Origin of the sequence: Nocardiopsis endophytica, from assembly GCF_027706725.1 — a bacterium.
Taxonomy (GTDB): domain Bacteria; phylum Actinomycetota; class Actinomycetes; order Streptosporangiales; family Streptosporangiaceae; genus Nocardiopsis_A; species Nocardiopsis_A endophytica.
The window spans coordinates 20013-36607 of sequence record NZ_JAQFWQ010000074.1; the positions used below are offsets into that span (position 1 = coordinate 20013).

Here is a 16595-nt window from a genome sequence, read left to right on the forward strand (position 1 = left end):
ATCCCGCGGTCCCAGGGCGGTAAATGACACCAATCGCACGGGCGCCTCCGGTATCTCCGGGGGCGCCTCTCGCCCTTCCGGCCGAAGCGGCCTGACGCGGAGCCGATCACGGAAAGCCGTGGCAAGGTCAGAGGGGCGGACCTACACTCCTGGTATGAAGACCATCACCCAACGGGAGTTCGACGACAACACCAGTGCGGTCATAGATGCGGCAGTGAACGGTGAGACGTTCCACGTTACGCGGAACGGCGTCGAGGTCGTCGAGGTGCGCCCGCTGGCCCCCAAGCGCAGGATCACCGCTGCAGACTTGGTCGCGAGCCACCGCGACCTGCCCCCGATCGACTATGCCCAGATGAGGCGAGAAGCGGACGAGTTCTTCGGTACCGAGGACCGGCTCGGTGATGACGCCGTCTGAACTTCCGGAGACGGGCGTTCTCGACACGTGCGTCCTGATCGATGCCGGTGCGCTAGCCCCCGATGCACTTCCCCACTATCCGATGGTCACCGCCATCACCCTGGTCGAACTTCACCAGGGGATCGCGATGGCGAAGGACCCGGCGGAGAAGGCCAAGCGGACAGAGAAGCTCCAGACCGTGGTCGCACAGTTCGACCCGATCCCCTTCGACGCGCGAGCCGCCGCCAGATACGGGACACTCGCAGCGCTCATCGTCGCCGCTGGCAGAAACCCGAAACCCCGGCGTATGGACCTGATGATCGCGGCGACGGCCTCGTCGCGAGGACTCCCCTTGTTCACACGGAACATCGAGGACTTCAAGGGCCTCGGAGACGCCGTAACGGTCCATCCCGTCTGACGCGTAGGACGCCACCTAGGCTTGGTGACATGTCCTGGTACACACCGGTGGCCGCAGAGCCGGATCTCTCCGGGGAGCTGGTCACCGCCTGGACCGCGTGGGCCGGGGGTGCCGAGCACCTCCTGGTCCCCGACGGGTGTGTGGACGTCCTCTGGCTGAGCACCGGGCGCCTGGTCGTCTGCGGGCCCGAGACCTCCGGCTGGTCGTTCTCGCTGCCCGACGGAGTCGAGGCGGTCGGCGTGCGCCTGCGGCCGGGGCGCGCGGCCTCCGTGCTCGGGCTGGACACGCCCGGCGCGCTGAACAAACGGGTGGACGTGGAGGACGTCCTCGGCGCCCGGGAGCAGCGGGTGCTTCTGGAGCGCCTGCACGAGGCCTCCGGCCCCCACGAGCGCCTGTCCCTCCTCCAGCGCATGGTGCGGGACCGCGCCGAGGCCCGTCCCGCGCCCGGCGTGCCGAGGTCCCGGTCCGCCTCCACCGCCGACGAGGTCTCCCGGATCCTCACCGCCGCACCGGAGACCACCGTCGCCGACCTCGCCCGGGGGTCGGCGCTCAGCGAGCGGCAGCTCCACCGGCGCTGCGTGGCCGCGTTCGGGTACGGCCCCGCCGTCCTCCGCCGCATCCTGCGCCTCCAGCGGTTCCTCCGCCTGGCGCGGCACCCGGCCGCCACCACCGACCTGTCCGTGCTGGCGGCGATGGCGGGCTACACCGACCAGTCCCACCTGAACCGCGACTCCCGCGCCCTCGCCGGAGTGCCGCCGAGCGCGCTGCTGGGGATGCACCTCACCGACGGCGTGGGGGACATGCCGGACGCCGGATGAGACGAGGCCGGAGGAGGACGAGGCGAAGGCGTCCGATCCGTACAAGCGGCCCGACCGGCCCGTCCACGAGACTCGTCCCATGAGCGAGATCTCCGAGCGCTACCGCGCTCTTGCAGCCGAGTTCACCCGCCGCGTCGAGGCCGTGCCCGCCGACGGCTGGGACGCCCCGTCGCCCTGCGAGGGGTGGACGGCGCGGGACGTCCTCGACCACATGCTGGACAACCACCGGAACATGCCGACCTACGCCGGGGTCCGGATCACAGACCTGCCGCGCACGGCCTCCGACGACCCGAAGGGCGCCTGGGCCGACGCGGTCGCAGCCATGCAGGCCCTGCTGGAGGACCCCGACCGGGCCGGGACGGAGTACGACGGCTACTTCGGGCGCACCAGCCTGGAGCGGACGGTCGACGAGTTCCTCGGGACCGACCTGCTGGTGCACGCCTGGGACATCGCCCGCGCCACCGGGCAGGACGAGAAGCTGCCGGCCGACGAGGTGCGCCGGGTGGCCGCCGACGCCCGCAACTGGGGCGAGACCATCCGCATGGAGGGCATCTGCGGCCCGGAGGTGGAGCTCCCTGAAGGCGCGAGCGAGCAGGACCACCTCCTCGCCTACCTCGGCCGCGACCCGCGACCCGCACGCTGAACCCGTTCCGACCTGCGATGACGTGGGTCCATCCGCACCTTTGACTTCAAGTTAACTGGAACTCCTAGTCTCCTCGGTGTCGACCACGACGAGTCCGAGGAGACCCCCCATGAGCGAACGCACGGCGCCGGGCAGGGCCGGGATCAGGGAGTGGACGGGGCTGGCCGTCCTGTCCCTGCCGGTGTTCCTGCTCTCCGTCGATGTCACCGCCCTCCACCTCGCTCTCCCGCACCTGTCCGCCGACCTGGGGGCCACCGGGACCCAGCAGCTCTGGATCCTGGACATCTACGGATTCCTGCTGGCCGGCCTGCTGATCACCATGGGGACCGTCGGCGACCGCATCGGCCGCCGGCGGCTCCTCATGATCGGCGCCGCGGCCTTCACCGCCGCCTCGGCCGCCGCGGCCTACGCCCCCACCGCCGAGACGCTCATCGCCGCCCGCGCCCTGCTGGGCATCGCCGGGGCCACCCTGATGCCCTCGACCATGTCCCTGCTCAAGAGCATGTTCCCCGACGACCGGCAGCGCGCCACCGCGCTCGCGCTGTGGATGGCCTGCTTCACCGCCGGCGCGGCCGCCGGGCCGGTCATCGGCGGCCTGCTGCTGGAGGCGTTCTGGTGGGGCTCGGTCTTCCTGATGGCGGTCCCGGTCATGGCGCTGCTCCTGGCCACCGGCCCCTTCCTGCTCCCCGAGTTCCGCTCGCCCTCGCCCGGGCGGCTCGACCCGCTGAGCGTGGTGCTGTCCCTGGGCGCCCTGCTGCCCTTCATCTACGCGCTCAAGAAGGCCGCCGAGAGCGGGTGGAGCCCCGCCCTCCTCGCCGCGCTCGCGTTCGCGGCCGTGTCCGGGTGGCTCTTCGCCCGGCGCCAGCTGAGCATGGACGACCCGCTGCTGGACCTGTCGCTGTTCCGGATGCGCGTGTTCTCCGCCGGGCTGGGGTCCCTGCTCGCCGCCAACCTGGTCATGGGCGGCGTGATGCTGCTGCTCGTCCAGTACCTGCAGCTGGTCAAGGGCCTGCCGCCGTCGGTGGCCGGGGCGTGGCTGGTCCCCTTCTCCCTGGCCTCCATGGCCGCCTCTCTGGCCTCACCCGCCCTGGCCGGGCGGATCGGCACCAAGCCGGCCATGCTGCTCGGGCTGGCCGTGGGCGCCACCGGGCTCGTCCTGGCCGCCTTCCTCGGGCCGGACACCCCCGTGGTGTGGACCGGCACGGTCTCGGCGGTCATCGCGCTCGGCATGACCCCGCTGGGCGTGCTGGTGATGACCGAGGTGATGGCGGCCGCGCCGGAGGACCGGAGCGGGTCCGCGGCGGCCGTCAACGAGACCTTCGGCGAGATGGGCGTCAGCCTCGGCGTGGCCGTGATGGGCGCCGTGGCCGCCGCCGTGTACCGGCCGCTGATGGCCGGCGCCCTGCCCGCCGGGATCCCCCGGGACGCCGCCGGCCCCGCCCGCGACAGCCTCGCCGGGGCCATGGCGGCGGCCGGATCGCTGCCCTCCGGCCCCGCGGCGGACCTGCTCTCGGCCGCGCAGTCGGCCTTCATGACCGGATTCGCCGCGACGACCGCCGTCGGCGCGGTGGTGGTCGCCGCCGTCGCCGCCGTCATCGCCCGCTACCTGACGACCGGGGCGCGCCACGGGGATCCCCGGGCGGAGCAGGACCCGGGCGGTGGCGGCACCGGCGAGCCGACCGGCACCGGCGCACCCCGGACCGTGTGAGGACCCGTCGACCCCGACCCCGACCGAGCAGTGGACAAGGAGGACCGAGATGACCGACAACGACCGCCTGCGCGTCGCCGTGATCATCGGGAGCACCCGGGTGGGCCGGTTCGGGCCCGTTCCGGCGCGCTGGATCGCCGCGCACGCCCGCGGCCGCGGCGACCTGGACGTCGACATGGTCGACCTGGCCGACGCCGGCCTGCCGACCGTCATGGGCGGGGACGACGAGAGCGAGCCTCTCCCGGAGCCGGTCGCCGCGCTGGGCACCCGCCTCGCCGCCGCCGACGCCTTCATCGTGGTGACCCCGGTCTACAACCGCGGCTACCCGGCATCCCTGAAGAACGCCGTCGACTGGTACTTCGAGGAGTGGAGCGCCAAGCCGGTCGGATTCGTCTCCTACGGCGGCGCGGGCGGCGGGCTGCAGGCCGTGGAGCAGCTGCGCAACGTCTTCAACGAGGTGCACGCCCACACCGTGCGCAGTGCCGTGGCGTTCAGCGACTTCCCGGACAGGTTCGACGCCCAGGGGCGCCCCACCGACGCGGAGGGGGCCGACGCCGCCGCCAAGGAGCTGCTCGACCAGCTGTCCTGGTGGGCGCTGGCGCTGAAGGAGGCCCGCGGACGGCGGCCGTTCACCGTGTGACGGCCCGTTCCGCGGCACGTCCCGCCGGACGTCCCGGTCCGCCCTCGGGCGGACCGGGCACGGACCCGCTCAGGGCGGGGACAGCACGCCCTCCATGACCCGGGAGAGGATCGCGACACCGCCCTGGGTGAGCAGGGACTCGGAGTGGAACTGCAGGGAGGCGAAGCCCGCGCCGCGCAGTGCGTGCACCTCGCCGGTGCGGGGGTCGCGGCCCACCTCGACCGGGCCCACCCCCGAGCGCTCGGCGACGATCTTGTCCTCCTGCGCGACCGCGGTGAAGGTGTTGTAGAACCCGACCCGCTCCCTGCGGCCGAAGAGGTCGATCGGCAGCTGGAGCCCCTGGTTGGGGACCTCCTTGCGGACGACCTCCAGCCCCAGCTCCCGGCTGAGCACCTGGTGGCTCAGGCAGACCGCGAGGAACGGGCGGCCCGCGGACAGCAGGGTCCGCAGCCCCGCGCGGACCGCCGCGATCTTGTGGTGGCCGTCGTCCCGCGGATCCCCCGGCCCCGGCCCCATCACCACGAGGTCCGGCCCGCACAGCCCCCCGGGCTCGTCGAAGCGCCGCACCCGCACGCTGGGCCCCAGCGATTCGAGCTGCCGGGCGAGCATGCCGGTGAAGGTGTCCTCGTGGTCGATCACCAGGACGTCCAGGCCCCGCAGGGCCGGGACCGCCGTATGCGCCTCGGTGCCCAGCCAGAACCCGGACACCCGCTCGTTGCGCCGGGCCAGCACGGAGCGGACGCGGGGGTCGCGGCCCAGCTCCGGCGGGCCGTCCTCGTCCAGGGCGCCGAGCAGGCCGGCCGCCTTGGCCCGCGTCTCCTGCACCTCGGACCCGGGGTCGGAGTGCCGGACCAGCGTGGCCCCCACCCCGGCGCTCAGCCGCCCGGCCGGGTCGATCTCCGCGGTCCGGATCATGATCGCCGAGTCCAGGGTGCTCGCGCCCGCCGCGTCCCGGCCCATGAGCGCCACCACGCCGCTGTAGTGCCCGCGCCCCTCGGGCTCGTGCCGCGCGATCACCCGGCAGGCGCTCTCCAGCGGGCTCCCGGTCACGGTGGGCGCGAACATGGTCTGGCGCAGCACCTCCCGGGGGTCGCCGGAGCAGGCGCCCTCGATGAAGTACTCGGTGTGCGCCAGCCGCGCCATCTCCTTCAGGTGCGGCCCGGTGACCCGCGGCACCGAGTCGCAGGCGCGGGCCATCATCTTCAGCTCCTCGTCGACGACCATGTAGAGCTCGTCGGCCTCCTTGCGGTCGTCCAGGAACTCCAGGACGCCGTCGAGGGTGGGCCCCGACTCGGGGTAGCGGTAGGTGCCGCTGATCGGGTTCATCACCGCGGTCCCGCCGCGCAGGCTCACGTGCCGCTCGGGGGAGGCGCCGACGAACGCGCCGTAGGGGGTGTACACCGCGTACGTCCAGTACGTGCCGCTCTCCCGGCGCAGCAGCCTGCGGAACAGGGTGGTCGCGCCGCGCGCCGAGAAGTCCTCGATCACCGCGGTGTAGCGGCGCTTGAGCACGAAGTTGGCCCCCTCGCCCCGCCCGATCTCCTCGGTGATGATCCGCCGCGCGGTCGCGGCGTAGGCCGCGTCGTCCGGGTCGAAGCGTCCGCCGGACGCCCGGATCCCGGTGTCGGGGATCCGGTCCAGCGCCTGGTGCAGCGGGACCGACGCCTGCTCCCCCACCCGCAGGGCGATGAGCGGGGCCCCGTCGTCCACGTGCGCGAATCCGCGCTCGCCGATCTGCCGGTAGGGCACCACCGCCAGGACGTCGTGGCGCTCCCCGGATCCGGCCCCGCCCGGACGGGGGCCGGGCAGGTCCGCCAGCGCCGCGGCGGTGGAGGCCTCGCCGGCGAGCACCTCCACCTCGCCCGGGGCCGCCTCGGGCCGGTGCAGCAGCGCGAACGCGCCGGCCTCCCCCGCCAGCACGCGGTCGAGCAGGTCGCCGGGGCCGCCCGGCACCGGTCGCCCGCTCATGCCGACACCGTCTCCGCGTCCTCCGCCGCCCCGCCCCTTCCGCCCTCCGGACGGCCGCCGAGCGCCTCCAGCAGGCCGTCGGTCAGGGCGACCACCCCGCACCGCTGTGCGGTGTAGTCCAGGGCCAGCCGGTGGTAGCCGGGGCTGAAGTCGGCGACCGCGTCGGCCGGCAGGAACACCTGGATGTCGTTGGTGAAGGCGTCCACGGCGGTCATCAGCACCCCGACGTGGGCGTAGACGCCGCAGACGATGAGCTGGTCGCGCCCGGCGGCGCGCATCCGCTCCAGCAGCCCGGACCCGTGGAAGGCGCTGTAGCGCCACTTGGTGAACATCCAGTCGTCCGGCCCCGGGGCCAGCTCGTCGACGACCGCGCGGTCCTGCGGCCGGCCGGTCATCCCCGGCCCCCAGAAGTCCTTGAGCAGGCCGCGCTGTTCGGGGGTCATGCCGCCGGGCTGGGCGGTGTAGCCGACGGGCACCCCGAGGACGGCGCAGCGGTCCCGGAGCCGGACGCAGTTCTCCACCAGCGCCTCGGCCAGTCCCCCGGCCCCGGCCAGCGGGCGCAGGAAGAAGCGCTGCATGTCGTGGACGAGCAGTACCGCGCGCTCCGGCGAGGGGGTCCAGTCCGGGGTGCTCCCGGGCAGGTCGGCCGCGGTGGGCATGGGGTAGGGGCTGATGGGGGGTATTCCAGGCATCGTCGTCCTCCGCCGGTGGTCGGGACGGGGGTTCAGGCCCCCAGGGTCGCGCCGCCGTCCACGGTCAGCGTCTGCATGGTGATGTGCGCGGACTCCTCGGAGAGCAGGAAGACCACGGAGGAGGCGGTGTCCTCCGGCACGCCCAGCCGCCGCATCGGGATGCCCACGCGGTAGCGCCCGGGGTCGCCGTCGAGCGTGGCCTCCGGCCCGGCGCCCGGCCCCCACATGGAGCGCAGCATCGGGGTGTCGGTCGACCCGGGGGCCACCACGTTGCACCGGATGCCGTGCTCGGCCAGCTCCAGCCCCAGGCACTTGGTGTACATGACCGCGGCGGCCTTGGAGGCGGAGTAGGCCCCCATGGCCATGCGCGCGGTGCCCGCGGCGTTGGAGGCCACGGTGACGATGGCCCCCCGCTTGCGGGGGAGCATCCGGGGCACCACCGCCCGGGCCATGTTGAACACCCCCGAGGCGTTGGCGCCGAAGGTGGTCTCCCACTCCTCCGCGGTGAGCTTCCAGGAGGCGCCGAGCCGCAGCACACCCGCCGCGTTGACCAGGTACTCCAGTGGGCCCAGCCGCTCCTCGGCGGCGGCCGCCACGGCCTCGGCCTCCTCGGCCGCGGCGACGTCGGCCTCCAGCGGGAGCACCGTCAGCCCGTCGGCGGCGAGCTTGTCGGCCGCCACGCCCAGCGCCTCGGCGTCGCGGTCCACGGCGGCCACCGCCGTCCCCCGCTCGGCCAGGGCCCTGACCACGGCGGCTCCGATTCCGCCTGCGGCGCCGGTCACCACCGCGACCGGGCGCTGCGTTCCGTTCCCCATGTCGTGCCTGCCTTTCTCCCGGCCCGTCGCGGGGCCGTTCTCGGGTCAGCCGATCCAGGCCCCGACCACGGCGGCGGCCTGCTCGGGGTTGAGGCGCGGGTCGCAGAAGGTGGTGTACTTCCCGGCGACGTCGCCGACGCGCCCGCGGTCCCATACGCACTCGGTGACCGGTTCGGGGGTGGCCTCCAGGTGGAGGCCGCCGGCCACCCCTCCCGCACCGCGCACGGCCGCCTGGAACCCGGCGACCTCCTGCACGATCGCCTCCACGTAGCGGGTCTTCAGCCCCGCCGGGGTGGACACCGTGTTGCCGTGCATCGGGTCGCACACCCACACCACGGGGTGCCCCGCCCTGCGCACCGCGGCGACCAGGGGAGGCAGCGCGTCGGCGACGGTGTCCGCGCCCATCCGGGCGGTCAGGGCCAGCCGGCCCGGGCGCCGGTCGGGGTCGAGCAGGGCGCACAGGCGCACCAGCTCGTCCGGGGAGGCGGAGGGGCCGACCTTGCACGCCACCGGGTTGGCCACCCGGGCCAGCAGCGCGGCGTGCCGCCCGTCCGGGTCCCGGGTCCGCTCCCCCAGCCAGGGCCAGTGCGTGGAGGCCAGCAGCTCGCGTCCGTCGCCGGCGGGGCGCACCAGGGGCAGCTCGTAGTCCAGCAGCAGCGCCTCGTGGGCGGTCCACACCGGGCCGGCCCCGTCGGCCGCACCCCGGGAGCCGAGCCAGCCCAGGTGGCCCATGGCCGTGCGCGCCGCGGCGTACCCGCCGAGCAGGCGCGCGGGGTCGGGGCGGCGGATCCGCGGGTCGGGCTCGGGCCCGTTCACCAGGTGGCCCCGGAACGATTCGAGCTCCACTCCGGCCACCGACTCGGTCGGGCGGGAGCGCGGCTTGGCGTACTGCCCCGCGATGCGCGCGGCCCGCACCACCGGTCGGCGCGACGCGAGCTTCATCCGGCCCGCGAGCATCTCCACCAGCCCGGACTTGGCGGCGACGTCGCGGGCGCCGCACTCGGCGGGGTCCTCCGCGCAGTCGCCCGCCAGGACCACGTGGGCCTCGCCGCGGGCCACCCGGGCGAGCAGGGCGCGCAGCCGGTCGGTGTCGCCGACGCGCACCAGCGGCGGGCGCATCGCGAGTTCGCGCCGCGCCGTGGGCAGGAAGGGGTCGCCCGCCCAATCGGGCTGTTGCGGGGCCGTGTCGGAGCCGGCTTCGTGCAGGACGTCGTCCACAGACTTCTCCACGTGCGTCGAGTCGCGTTGCACCCCTGGTCGGGGCCCGCGCGGGCGGAGCGAGGGTGCCCCATGGTGGGCGGCGGGGGCCGCGCGGGGCCACGGCGGCCGGAGGACTTCGTCAGGTGCGCACCCCGCCCCGCCTCACGCGGCCTCCGGAGGCGCCCATTCGGACAACAGGGCGGCGGCGTGCGCGGCGGAGGCGAGCGTGGTGTGGCGGTGCCACCCGGCGAACGAGCGCCCGGCGTAGTCGCGGAGCCCGACCCGGTCGCCGACCACCCTCTGCTGGTGCTCGGTCAGCCGCGCCAGGCGGCTGAAGTAGGGGACCTCGGCCGCGGCCCGCTGCGCGGGCAGCGCGGCCAGCCACAGCTCCCGGGGCCAGTCCGGGTCCGAGGCGCCGAAGCCGACCAGCGCGTACTCGGAGTCCGGCCTGCGGGAGGACGGGGTTCCCGGCAGTGCCGTCCGGACGGTCGCCGCCAGCTCCGGCGGCGCGGGGCGGCGGACCGGGACGCGGGAGCGGCCGGGGCCGCCGCCCGCGGCGCGCACGGGGCGGCGGAGCTCGCGCGCGGCCCCGATGATGCGCTGCGCCGGGAGCACCGCCCCCGTGTGCCCGACGAGGGTCGGGTCGGTCACCCGCAGCGGCAGGTCCCCCGGGATACGGGCCACCGGGCACAGGCCGGCCGCGCGGAGCCGGCGCAGCGCCGGGACGGACGCGGCGCCCTCCACCTCCAGGACCACGGGGCGGGCGGGGACCCCCCACTCCGACAGCAGCTCCAGGCAGGCGTCGGCGGCGCGGTCCGCGGTCGGCTCTCCGGAGGCGTCGGCCAGGTCCGGCCCGCCCGGGGCGGGGACGTGCAGGTGCCAGTGGACGGGGACGGCCCCGGCGGGCGAGGCCATCCACACGCCCACCGCCTGCTGGGCCACCAGTCCCGGCCCCTCGGAGTCGGGCGCGTAGCGGGCGACGCCCACGGAATGGCGGCCGCTCTTGGGGATGAGCATCGGCCGCACCACCCACGCCCGGGGCGGGGCCTCCCGCTCCACGAACGCGTACAGGTCCCGGCGGACGGGGACCCAGTCCCAGGTGGAGCTGCAGATGAAGTGGTGCAGGCTCTGCCCCGTCCCGCTGCCGCCCATGAGCGCCGCCATGTTCCGGATGGACTTGCGGCCCGGCGTGGACAGCAGTCCTCGCAGGTAGTCGGTCCCCTTGCGGCGCTGGTCGCTGCGGTGGAGGGAGGAGAACAGCCCGTCGGCGAGGCGGGCCAGGAGGATGTCGGTGGCCGGTCGGTCCTCCCGGGACGCGGGGGACGCCCCGGCCCGGCGGTGGAATGCGGCCGGCGCGCCCGCGGCGCGGCGGACCGCGGTCGGTCGCCCTTCTGCGCTTCTCTTCATTCGGCCCTCCGCGAAGGTTTCGCTCCGGCGTGAACGTGCGGCCGGGGGAATTTCCTGAAAGAGTGTCCGAGCACTGAAAGGCTAGGAATTCCGGGAGAGCCGGTTAAATAGCAGGCATACCGCAAGTTGTTGTCTGGCACCGGCGGATTCCGAGGTCACGGGCGAATTTCGACCCATCGGCGCCCGGCCGCCGCCGGGTCCCCTGCCATGCCCCCTGCCATGGCAATGACAATGACAAGCACCGTGGCAGGCGAAAGCGCCCGCACTCCGGCGCGGGCCGGAATACGGGCGCGGAACAGGAATGGGGACACAGCGCACTCCGGTGGCGACCGTGCGTCGCCGCGGAATGGGAGGCGGCCCGCCGCGGGGACAGGGCGGCAGGCCTGTCTCAGGCCCCGGGCGGCGCCGGCGCGGGGCGGACGGGTGGGACGGTCACCTCTCCCGCCCGTCGCGTGGGCCGGGGACCCGCCCCTCCCGCGCACGTTCCCGGAACCAGCCGGCGACGTGCACGCGGGAGGAGACGCCGAGCTTGCGCATCACCTTGCGCAGGTGGTTGATGGCCGTCCATTCGGCGATGCCGAGCCGCCGGGCGATCCCGCGGTTGGTGAGCCCTTCCGCGACCAGCTCGGCCACCTGGTACTCGCGCGCGGTCAGCGTGTGGCCCCCTTCCGGCCGAGGCGCCTCCGCGGCCTCGTCCGGGACCGGGGACAGCACGAGGTCGACCGCCGCTCCGAGCTCCAGGGACCTCCCCTTGGTCCAGAGCTCGTCGAAGCGCCGGCCGCCCAGCCCCTCCTGGGCCCGCGCCAGCGCACGGTCGATCCCGTCGGCGTCGGGAACGGCGGGCACGCACCGGGTGGAGGAGCGCATGACGGACGCGGCCCCGATCCCGATCACCGCGCGCCTGAGGGCCTCGCGCCCGCCGTCATCGCACACCCACCGCACGGCGAGGCGCTCCAGCACGCCCGCGCAGGCGACCCGGCCGTCCAGGCGGCGCATCCGGGCCAGCGCGGACCGGTACAGCTCCTCGGCCTGCCGGACGCCGCCCTCGGCGACCAGCGCTCCGGCCCGCGCGGCGTCCGCGAGCGCCGCCCCCGCCTCGTCGCCCAGGGCCTCGGAGACGCGGTGGGCCTCCTCGGCCGCGGATACCGCCGTGGGCCCCTCCCCCAGCGCCGCCAGGCACTCGGCCAGTCCCCGCAGCGCCTTGGCCCGCTCGAACCCGGCCCCGGCGCGCCCGAGCAGCGTCGCCGCCTCCCGCTGCAGGGACGCGGCCGCGGCGGGGTCGCCCCGGTGGAAGGCGAGGTCCGCGAGGCGCCGGGTGTCCATGCCGGTTCCGGCGGCGTCGTCCCCGCGGCGCCCGCGCAGGGCGCGCTCCAGCCGCACTCCGGCCTCCCGGTGCTCCCCCAGCCAGGTCAGCTGCTCACCCAGGGCGCCCTCGGCGGCCGGCGCGGCGTCGGGCGGGAGGCGGCCGGAGTCCAGCAGCTCGCGCAGGAGCACCACCACCCGGGGCAGGGCTCCGGACCCGTACCAGAACTGGCCGAGCGCGGCGGCCACCCGGGCGGCGGCGGCCGACTCGCCGCTGTCGTAGAGGAAGAACATCGCCGCCTCGACGTCCTCGCGCCAGAACTGCCCGTTCGGCATGCAGCCGAGCGTCGTCCCCTCCACGTCGGGGCGCTGCAGCATGTCGGCCATGCGCAGGAAGTAGCGGGCGTGGATCTCCAGGACCCGGGTCAGCTCGCCGCTCTGGCGCAGCCACTCGGTGACGTACTGCCTGGTCAGGTTGGGCAGGCGGAAGACCACACCGCCGTCGTCGGCCTCCTCGGCGTGCAGCAGGCTCTTGTCGGCCAGGCGCGCCAGGCGCTCCTCGACCTCCTCGGGCCCGGCGTCGGCGACGGAGGTCGCGGCGGCGGGGTCCACCCCCGAGCGGAACGCCGAGACGCGGCCGAGCAGCTCCTGCTCCCCGGCGTCCAGCCGGGTGAGCGACCAGGAGATCGCGCTGCGCATCCCGCGGTGCCGGGACAGCGTCTCGCCCCCGCTGGCGGAGAGGATGTCCAGGTCGCCGTCCAGCCCTTCGAGCACGCTCTGCGGCGACTTGGTCTTCATGCGGGCCGCCGCCAGTTCGATGGCCAGGGGCAGCCCGTCGGTGCGGCGGCACAGCCGGACCACCGCCTCGGCGTTGTCCGGGGTCAGCCGGAACCCGGGGCGGACGGCCTGGGCCCGGCGCAGGAACAGCCGCACCGAGGGGACCGCCGCGCACTCGTCGGGGTCGTGGGCGGCCGCCAGGTCCGGCACCGGCAGCGGCGGGACCCGCACGACCTCCTCGCCGTAGGAGCCGAGCGGCTCGGGCGCCGCGATCATCACCGCGCCCCAGGAGCAGGCGGAGAGCGCCCGGGGAAGGGAGGCCCGCAGCTCCGGCAGGATCTCCTCGCACCCGTCCAGGACCAGCAGGAACCGCCCCGCGGACGCGGCGCGGTGCGCCTCCTCGGCACCGGCTGGGAAGACGTCGGTGAGCGCCTCGTCGATCTCCGCCTGGGTCAGGCCGCCGTCGGCCTCCGGGGCCGTGCGCGGGTCGCCGCTCTCCTCGCAGACCTTGTCCAGCTCCACGACGAGCGTCCCGGCCCCGAAGAGGTCGGCCGCCCGGCCGAGCGCCGCCGTCACGAGCCGGCTCTTGCCGACCCCGACCGGTCCGGTGACGGTCAGGATCCGCACCGCCGGGTCGGCCAGCCTCCGGTACAGGTGGTCCAATTCGTCCTCGCGCCCGACGAGGGGCGTCGGGAAATGCCGCCAGTGCGTCGTCCTCGGAATGGTGACCGAATCCGCCGCGTCCGGCGCCGATCGCGCCATGGTCTCCATGATTGGCTACTTCTCCCCGTCTTTGTAGCCTTCGCTCTCCGGTGTTCCGGGCGGGGGATCGCATCCCCTGTTCGGCCGGGGTCGCCGCCGCCGGGGTCTCAAGAGCAGGGAGAGGCGACGTGAGGTCCGTAATTACCCGATCGCCCGTTATGTCCGCCCGGTATACGGAATGCTAGACGGCACCGGCAGGCGGGACAATATGACGAGATCATGAATCCGGCCGGGCGTTCATCCGTGTCCCGCCGCCCCCGTCCCCCGCCTCCGAGCTGACAAACGCCCGTCCCCCTCCCCGCACCGGCGCCGCCGCCCCGCCACAATGCGACCCATGCGAGCCGCGTTCATCGAAGAGCTGGGGCCGCCCGGCGCCATCCGCGTCGGAGAGGTGCCCGACCCCGTTCCGGGCCCCGGCGACGTCCTCGTCGACGTGGAGTACTCCGCCGCCAACCACGTCGACACCTTCGTCCGCTCGGGCGCCTGGCGGACCCCCGTGGAGTTCCCCTTCGTGATCGGCCGCGACCTGGTGGGCACCGTCGTCTCGGCGGGGCCCTCCGCCCCCGGGTTCTCCCCCGGCGACCGGGTCTGGAGCCTGAGCATGGGGTACGGCGGCCGCCAGGGCGCCTGCGCCCGGCGCGCCGCGGTCCCCGCCGACCGGCTCTACCACCTGCCCCGCGGAGCGGCGCCCGAGGACGCCGCGGCGCTCGCCCACCCCGCGGCCACCGCCCACCTGGCGCTCTTCGTCCACGGCCGGATGCGTCCCGGGGAGACGGTGGTGGTGGTCGGGGCCGGGGGCAACGTCGGCGGCGCCCTGGTGTCGCTGGCCGCCGGCGCGGGCGCCCGGGTGGTCGCGGTGGCGAGCGCCCGCGACGCCGACCACGTCCGGGCGCTGGGGGCCGCGGCCGCGGTGGACTACCGGGCGCCCGACGCCGCCGAGCGGACCGCCCGCGCCTGCGGCGGCGGCGCCGACCTGTACATCGACGCGGCCGGCCGGAACGACCTGGAGCGGGCGATGGCGCTGCTGGCCCGCAGGGGCCGGGCCGTCCTGCTGGCCGGGATGGCGACCAGGCCGGTGCTCCCGGCCGGTCCGCTCTACCTGATGGACCGGACGGTCACCGGCTTCGCGATCTCCCAGGCGACCGTGCCCGAGCTCGCCGAGGCCGCCCGGCACGTCGGCGGGCTGGCCGCCGACGGCCGCCTGCGGCCCCGGCGCCGGGAGGTCCTGCCGCTCGCCGAGGCCGCCGAGGTGCACCGCCGCCTCGAGGCGGGCGAGGGCGCGGGGGTCCGCTTCGTGCTGCGCACGGACGGGGACGCCGGCCGCGCCCGGTGACGGCCCGCCGCTACCAGCCGCCCTCGGGGACCAGGCCCCTGATCCCGGGGGCGGCCGCCTCCAGGACCGTGCCGAACCAGGCGGAGAAGGGCTCGGCGGCGCGGAGGGCGGCGAGCCCGTCCGGAGCCACCAGCACGGTCTCGCCCACCTCGGCCGGATCGGGGCGCACGTCCGCGCCGATCCGGCCCGCGAACAGGTGGTTGAACTCCCGCTCCACCAGCCCCGTCCCGGTGTCGGTGAACACGTAGTCGACCGTGCCGACCGCGCTCAGCGACTCGGGGGCGGCGCCGAGCTCCTCGGCCGTCCGGCGCGCCGCGGCCAGGAACGGGGGCTCGCCGGGCAGCGGGTGGCCGCAGCACGCGTTGGACCAGACCCCCGGCCAGTGGTACTTGCCCCGCGCACGCCGCTGCAGCAGCATCCTGCCGTCGGCGGAGAAGAGGAAGACGGAGAAGGCGCGGTGCAGGGCGCCCGGCGGGCGGTGCGCGGCGATCTTCTCCGAGGTGGACAGGGTGCGGCCGTCCCGGTCGACGAGTTCCACCAGGATCGGGGTGTCGGTCACGGCTCCTCCGTCTTCTCGTCTCGTCCTCGTGCCGTCCTCGTCACAGGGCGAGGCGGATCAGGTTGAAGGCGACCAGGCACACCACGAGCGTCCGGAACGCCTTGATGCCCAGGCTGCGGGCGGGCAGCGGGTCGCCGGTGCGCAGGAACCCGGCGTACTGGTGGAGCCGGACGGCGGCGAAGGGCAGCAGCGCGGCCGCGAACCAGGGGGTCACCGCGCCGGCGGCCACCGGCACCAGGACCACCAGCAGGTTGGCGGCGGTGAGGGCGCCCAGGAAGGCCGCGTTGCCCCGCGCGGAGGTGAGCACGGCGACGGTGCGGCGCCCCGCCGCGGCGTCGCCCTCCCGGTCGTTGGTGTTGGAGTATCCGGCGATGAGCAGCTGCCCGAACCCGAAGAGCAGCCCCTGGGCCAGCACCAGCACCGGCAGCTCCCCCGTCGCCAGGCCGTAGGGGGCGATCAGGAAGGCCGACGCTGAGAAGAGCAGCACGGCCTCCCCGAGGCCGTAGTAGCTCAGCTTCAGCCCCCAGGAGTACTGGACGCTGAGCGTGAGCAGCAGCGCCGTGACGACCACGGCCCACAGCGCCGGATCGGGCGCCAGCAGCACGGCCGCCGCCCACCACAGGGCGCCCCAGGCCAGGCACGCGTACCCGTACACCTGTGCCTGCCGCACCGAGAGCTCACCGGTGAGCAGGGGCTTGCGCTTGAGCGGCCGGAGCGCGGTGTTCTCGCTCCCGGCGTAGTTCGCGCTGTCGCTGCCGTCCTTGGCCCCGGTGACGTCGTCGAGGGTCATCACGGCCGACAGCACCCCGAGCATGCCCACGGCGAACAGGCCCAGGGCGGTCAGCGCCCCCGGCGCGGCGAGGCCCGCGGGGCCGAGGAGGGTGGCGACGATGACGAGGGAGAGGTAGAAGTCCAGGACGAACTTGAACTTGATCAGCCGTGCGTAGCGTCCGAGGTGCTCCAGGAGGCCCGGCCGCGCCTGCGCGATTCCTTCCGATGACGTGCTCACGATCGCTCCTCGATGGTCTCCTGGAGGCCTTCGGTCGTTCGGAGGGCCGAGGGGCCGCCGCGGGCGGGGCCCCTCGGCCGCGGGGCGTTCAGCCGGCGACGGCCACGGACGGCTCGCCGGACTCCACGCCCTCGTCCTTCATGTCCTCGG

General features: G+C 75.1%; 15 protein-coding genes. 7 read left to right on the forward strand and 8 right to left on the reverse strand.

Translation table 11 applies throughout. The features are described from left to right. Positions 1–154 precede the first annotated feature (154 nt). The 6 genes from O4J56_RS21915 (at position 155) to O4J56_RS21940 (ending at position 4621) form a co-directional block, all read left to right on the forward strand. Positions 155–415, forward strand: a complete 261-nt coding sequence (locus O4J56_RS21915; RefSeq protein WP_270688250.1) for a type II toxin-antitoxin system Phd/YefM family antitoxin — start codon at positions 155–157, stop codon at positions 413–415. Further along, positions 402–812, forward strand: coding sequence for a type II toxin-antitoxin system VapC family toxin (locus tag O4J56_RS21920; protein ID WP_270688252.1), 411 nt, complete (start codon positions 402–404; stop codon positions 810–812). The genes O4J56_RS21915 and O4J56_RS21920 overlap by 14 nt, the downstream gene beginning before the upstream one ends. Before the next feature lie 29 nt (positions 813–841). Next, entirely contained in the window at positions 842–1630 is a 789-nt protein-coding gene (locus O4J56_RS21925; RefSeq protein WP_270688253.1) for a helix-turn-helix domain-containing protein, read from the forward strand. A 79-nt stretch (positions 1631–1709) separates the two neighbouring features. Then, positions 1710–2273 (forward strand): TIGR03086 family metal-binding protein, encoded by a 564-nt coding sequence (locus tag O4J56_RS21930; protein ID WP_270688254.1) that lies wholly within the window; start codon positions 1710–1712, stop codon positions 2271–2273. Between the two features lie 109 nt (positions 2274–2382). Then, complete coding sequence (locus O4J56_RS21935) at positions 2383–3981, forward strand: MFS transporter (protein ID WP_270688255.1); 1599 nt, start codon at positions 2383–2385, stop codon at positions 3979–3981. Positions 3982–4030: 49 nt separating this feature from the next. Beyond that, a complete protein-coding gene (locus tag O4J56_RS21940) occupies positions 4031–4621 on the forward strand; it encodes an NADPH-dependent FMN reductase (RefSeq protein WP_270688257.1) in 591 nt (196 codons plus the stop codon). A 69-nt stretch (positions 4622–4690) separates the two neighbouring features. Here O4J56_RS21940 and O4J56_RS21945 read toward each other — a convergent pair whose 3' ends face one another. From O4J56_RS21945 to O4J56_RS21970, 6 genes are all read right to left on the reverse strand, one after another. Continuing rightward, entirely contained in the window at positions 4691–6589 is a 1899-nt protein-coding gene (locus tag O4J56_RS21945) for an anthranilate synthase family protein (protein ID WP_270688258.1), read from the reverse strand. Then, positions 6586–7281, reverse strand: a complete 696-nt coding sequence (locus O4J56_RS21950; protein ID WP_270688260.1) for an isochorismatase family protein — start codon at positions 7279–7281, stop codon at positions 6586–6588. The genes O4J56_RS21945 and O4J56_RS21950 overlap by 4 nt, the downstream gene beginning before the upstream one ends. Positions 7282–7313: 32 nt before the next feature. Beyond that, positions 7314–8096, reverse strand: coding sequence for a 2,3-dihydro-2,3-dihydroxybenzoate dehydrogenase (locus O4J56_RS21955; RefSeq protein ID WP_270688261.1), 783 nt, complete (start codon positions 8094–8096; stop codon positions 7314–7316). Between the two features lie 45 nt (positions 8097–8141). Further along, positions 8142–9326, reverse strand: coding sequence for a 3-deoxy-7-phosphoheptulonate synthase (locus O4J56_RS21960; protein ID WP_333563818.1), 1185 nt, complete (start codon positions 9324–9326; stop codon positions 8142–8144). A gap of 132 nt (positions 9327–9458) precedes the next feature. Next, positions 9459–10703, reverse strand: a complete 1245-nt coding sequence (locus O4J56_RS21965) for an IS701 family transposase (RefSeq protein ID WP_270688263.1) — start codon at positions 10701–10703, stop codon at positions 9459–9461. Positions 10704–11135: 432 nt separating this feature from the next. After that, positions 11136–13544, reverse strand: a complete 2409-nt coding sequence (locus tag O4J56_RS21970) for an ATP-binding protein (protein WP_270688264.1) — start codon at positions 13542–13544, stop codon at positions 11136–11138. Positions 13545–13878: 334 nt separating this feature from the next. Between O4J56_RS21970 and O4J56_RS21975 the strand changes: the two genes are divergently transcribed. Continuing rightward, on the forward strand, positions 13879–14877 hold the full coding sequence (locus tag O4J56_RS21975) for a zinc-binding dehydrogenase (protein WP_270688265.1): 999 nt from the start codon (positions 13879–13881) through the stop codon (positions 14875–14877). Between the two features lie 10 nt (positions 14878–14887). On the opposite strand, the gene idi is transcribed toward O4J56_RS21975, so the two are convergent. Both idi and O4J56_RS21985 read right to left on the reverse strand, forming a co-directional pair. Further along, entirely contained in the window at positions 14888–15436 is a 549-nt protein-coding gene (gene idi, locus O4J56_RS21980) for an isopentenyl-diphosphate Delta-isomerase (RefSeq protein WP_270688266.1), read from the reverse strand. Positions 15437–15476: 40 nt separating this feature from the next. Then, entirely contained in the window at positions 15477–16445 is a 969-nt protein-coding gene (locus tag O4J56_RS21985) for a UbiA family prenyltransferase (protein WP_270688268.1), read from the reverse strand. Between the last annotated feature and the right edge of the window lie 150 nt (positions 16446–16595).

Coding starts and splice junctions, on each gene's coding strand:
- O4J56_RS21915 (WP_270688250.1), top strand. CDS start 155: ATGAAGACCATCACCCAACGGGAGTTCGACGACAACACCAGTGCGGTC.
- O4J56_RS21920 (WP_270688252.1), top strand. CDS start 402: ATGACGCCGTCTGAACTTCCGGAGACGGGCGTTCTCGACACGTGCGTC.
- O4J56_RS21925 (WP_270688253.1), top strand. CDS start 842: ATGTCCTGGTACACACCGGTGGCCGCAGAGCCGGATCTCTCCGGGGAG.
- O4J56_RS21930 (WP_270688254.1), top strand. CDS start 1,710: ATGAGCGAGATCTCCGAGCGCTACCGCGCTCTTGCAGCCGAGTTCACC.
- O4J56_RS21935 (WP_270688255.1), top strand. CDS start 2,383: ATGAGCGAACGCACGGCGCCGGGCAGGGCCGGGATCAGGGAGTGGACG.
- O4J56_RS21940 (WP_270688257.1), top strand. CDS start 4,031: ATGACCGACAACGACCGCCTGCGCGTCGCCGTGATCATCGGGAGCACC.
- O4J56_RS21945 (WP_270688258.1), bottom strand. CDS start 6,589: ATGAGCGGGCGACCGGTGCCGGGCGGCCCCGGCGACCTGCTCGACCGC.
- O4J56_RS21950 (WP_270688260.1), bottom strand. CDS start 7,281: ATGCCTGGAATACCCCCCATCAGCCCCTACCCCATGCCCACCGCGGCC.
- O4J56_RS21955 (WP_270688261.1), bottom strand. CDS start 8,096: ATGGGGAACGGAACGCAGCGCCCGGTCGCGGTGGTGACCGGCGCCGCA.
- O4J56_RS21965 (WP_270688263.1), bottom strand. CDS start 10,703: ATGAAGAGAAGCGCAGAAGGGCGACCGACCGCGGTCCGCCGCGCCGCG.
- O4J56_RS21970 (WP_270688264.1), bottom strand. CDS start 13,544: ATGGCGCGATCGGCGCCGGACGCGGCGGATTCGGTCACCATTCCGAGG.
- O4J56_RS21975 (WP_270688265.1), top strand. CDS start 13,879: ATGCGAGCCGCGTTCATCGAAGAGCTGGGGCCGCCCGGCGCCATCCGC.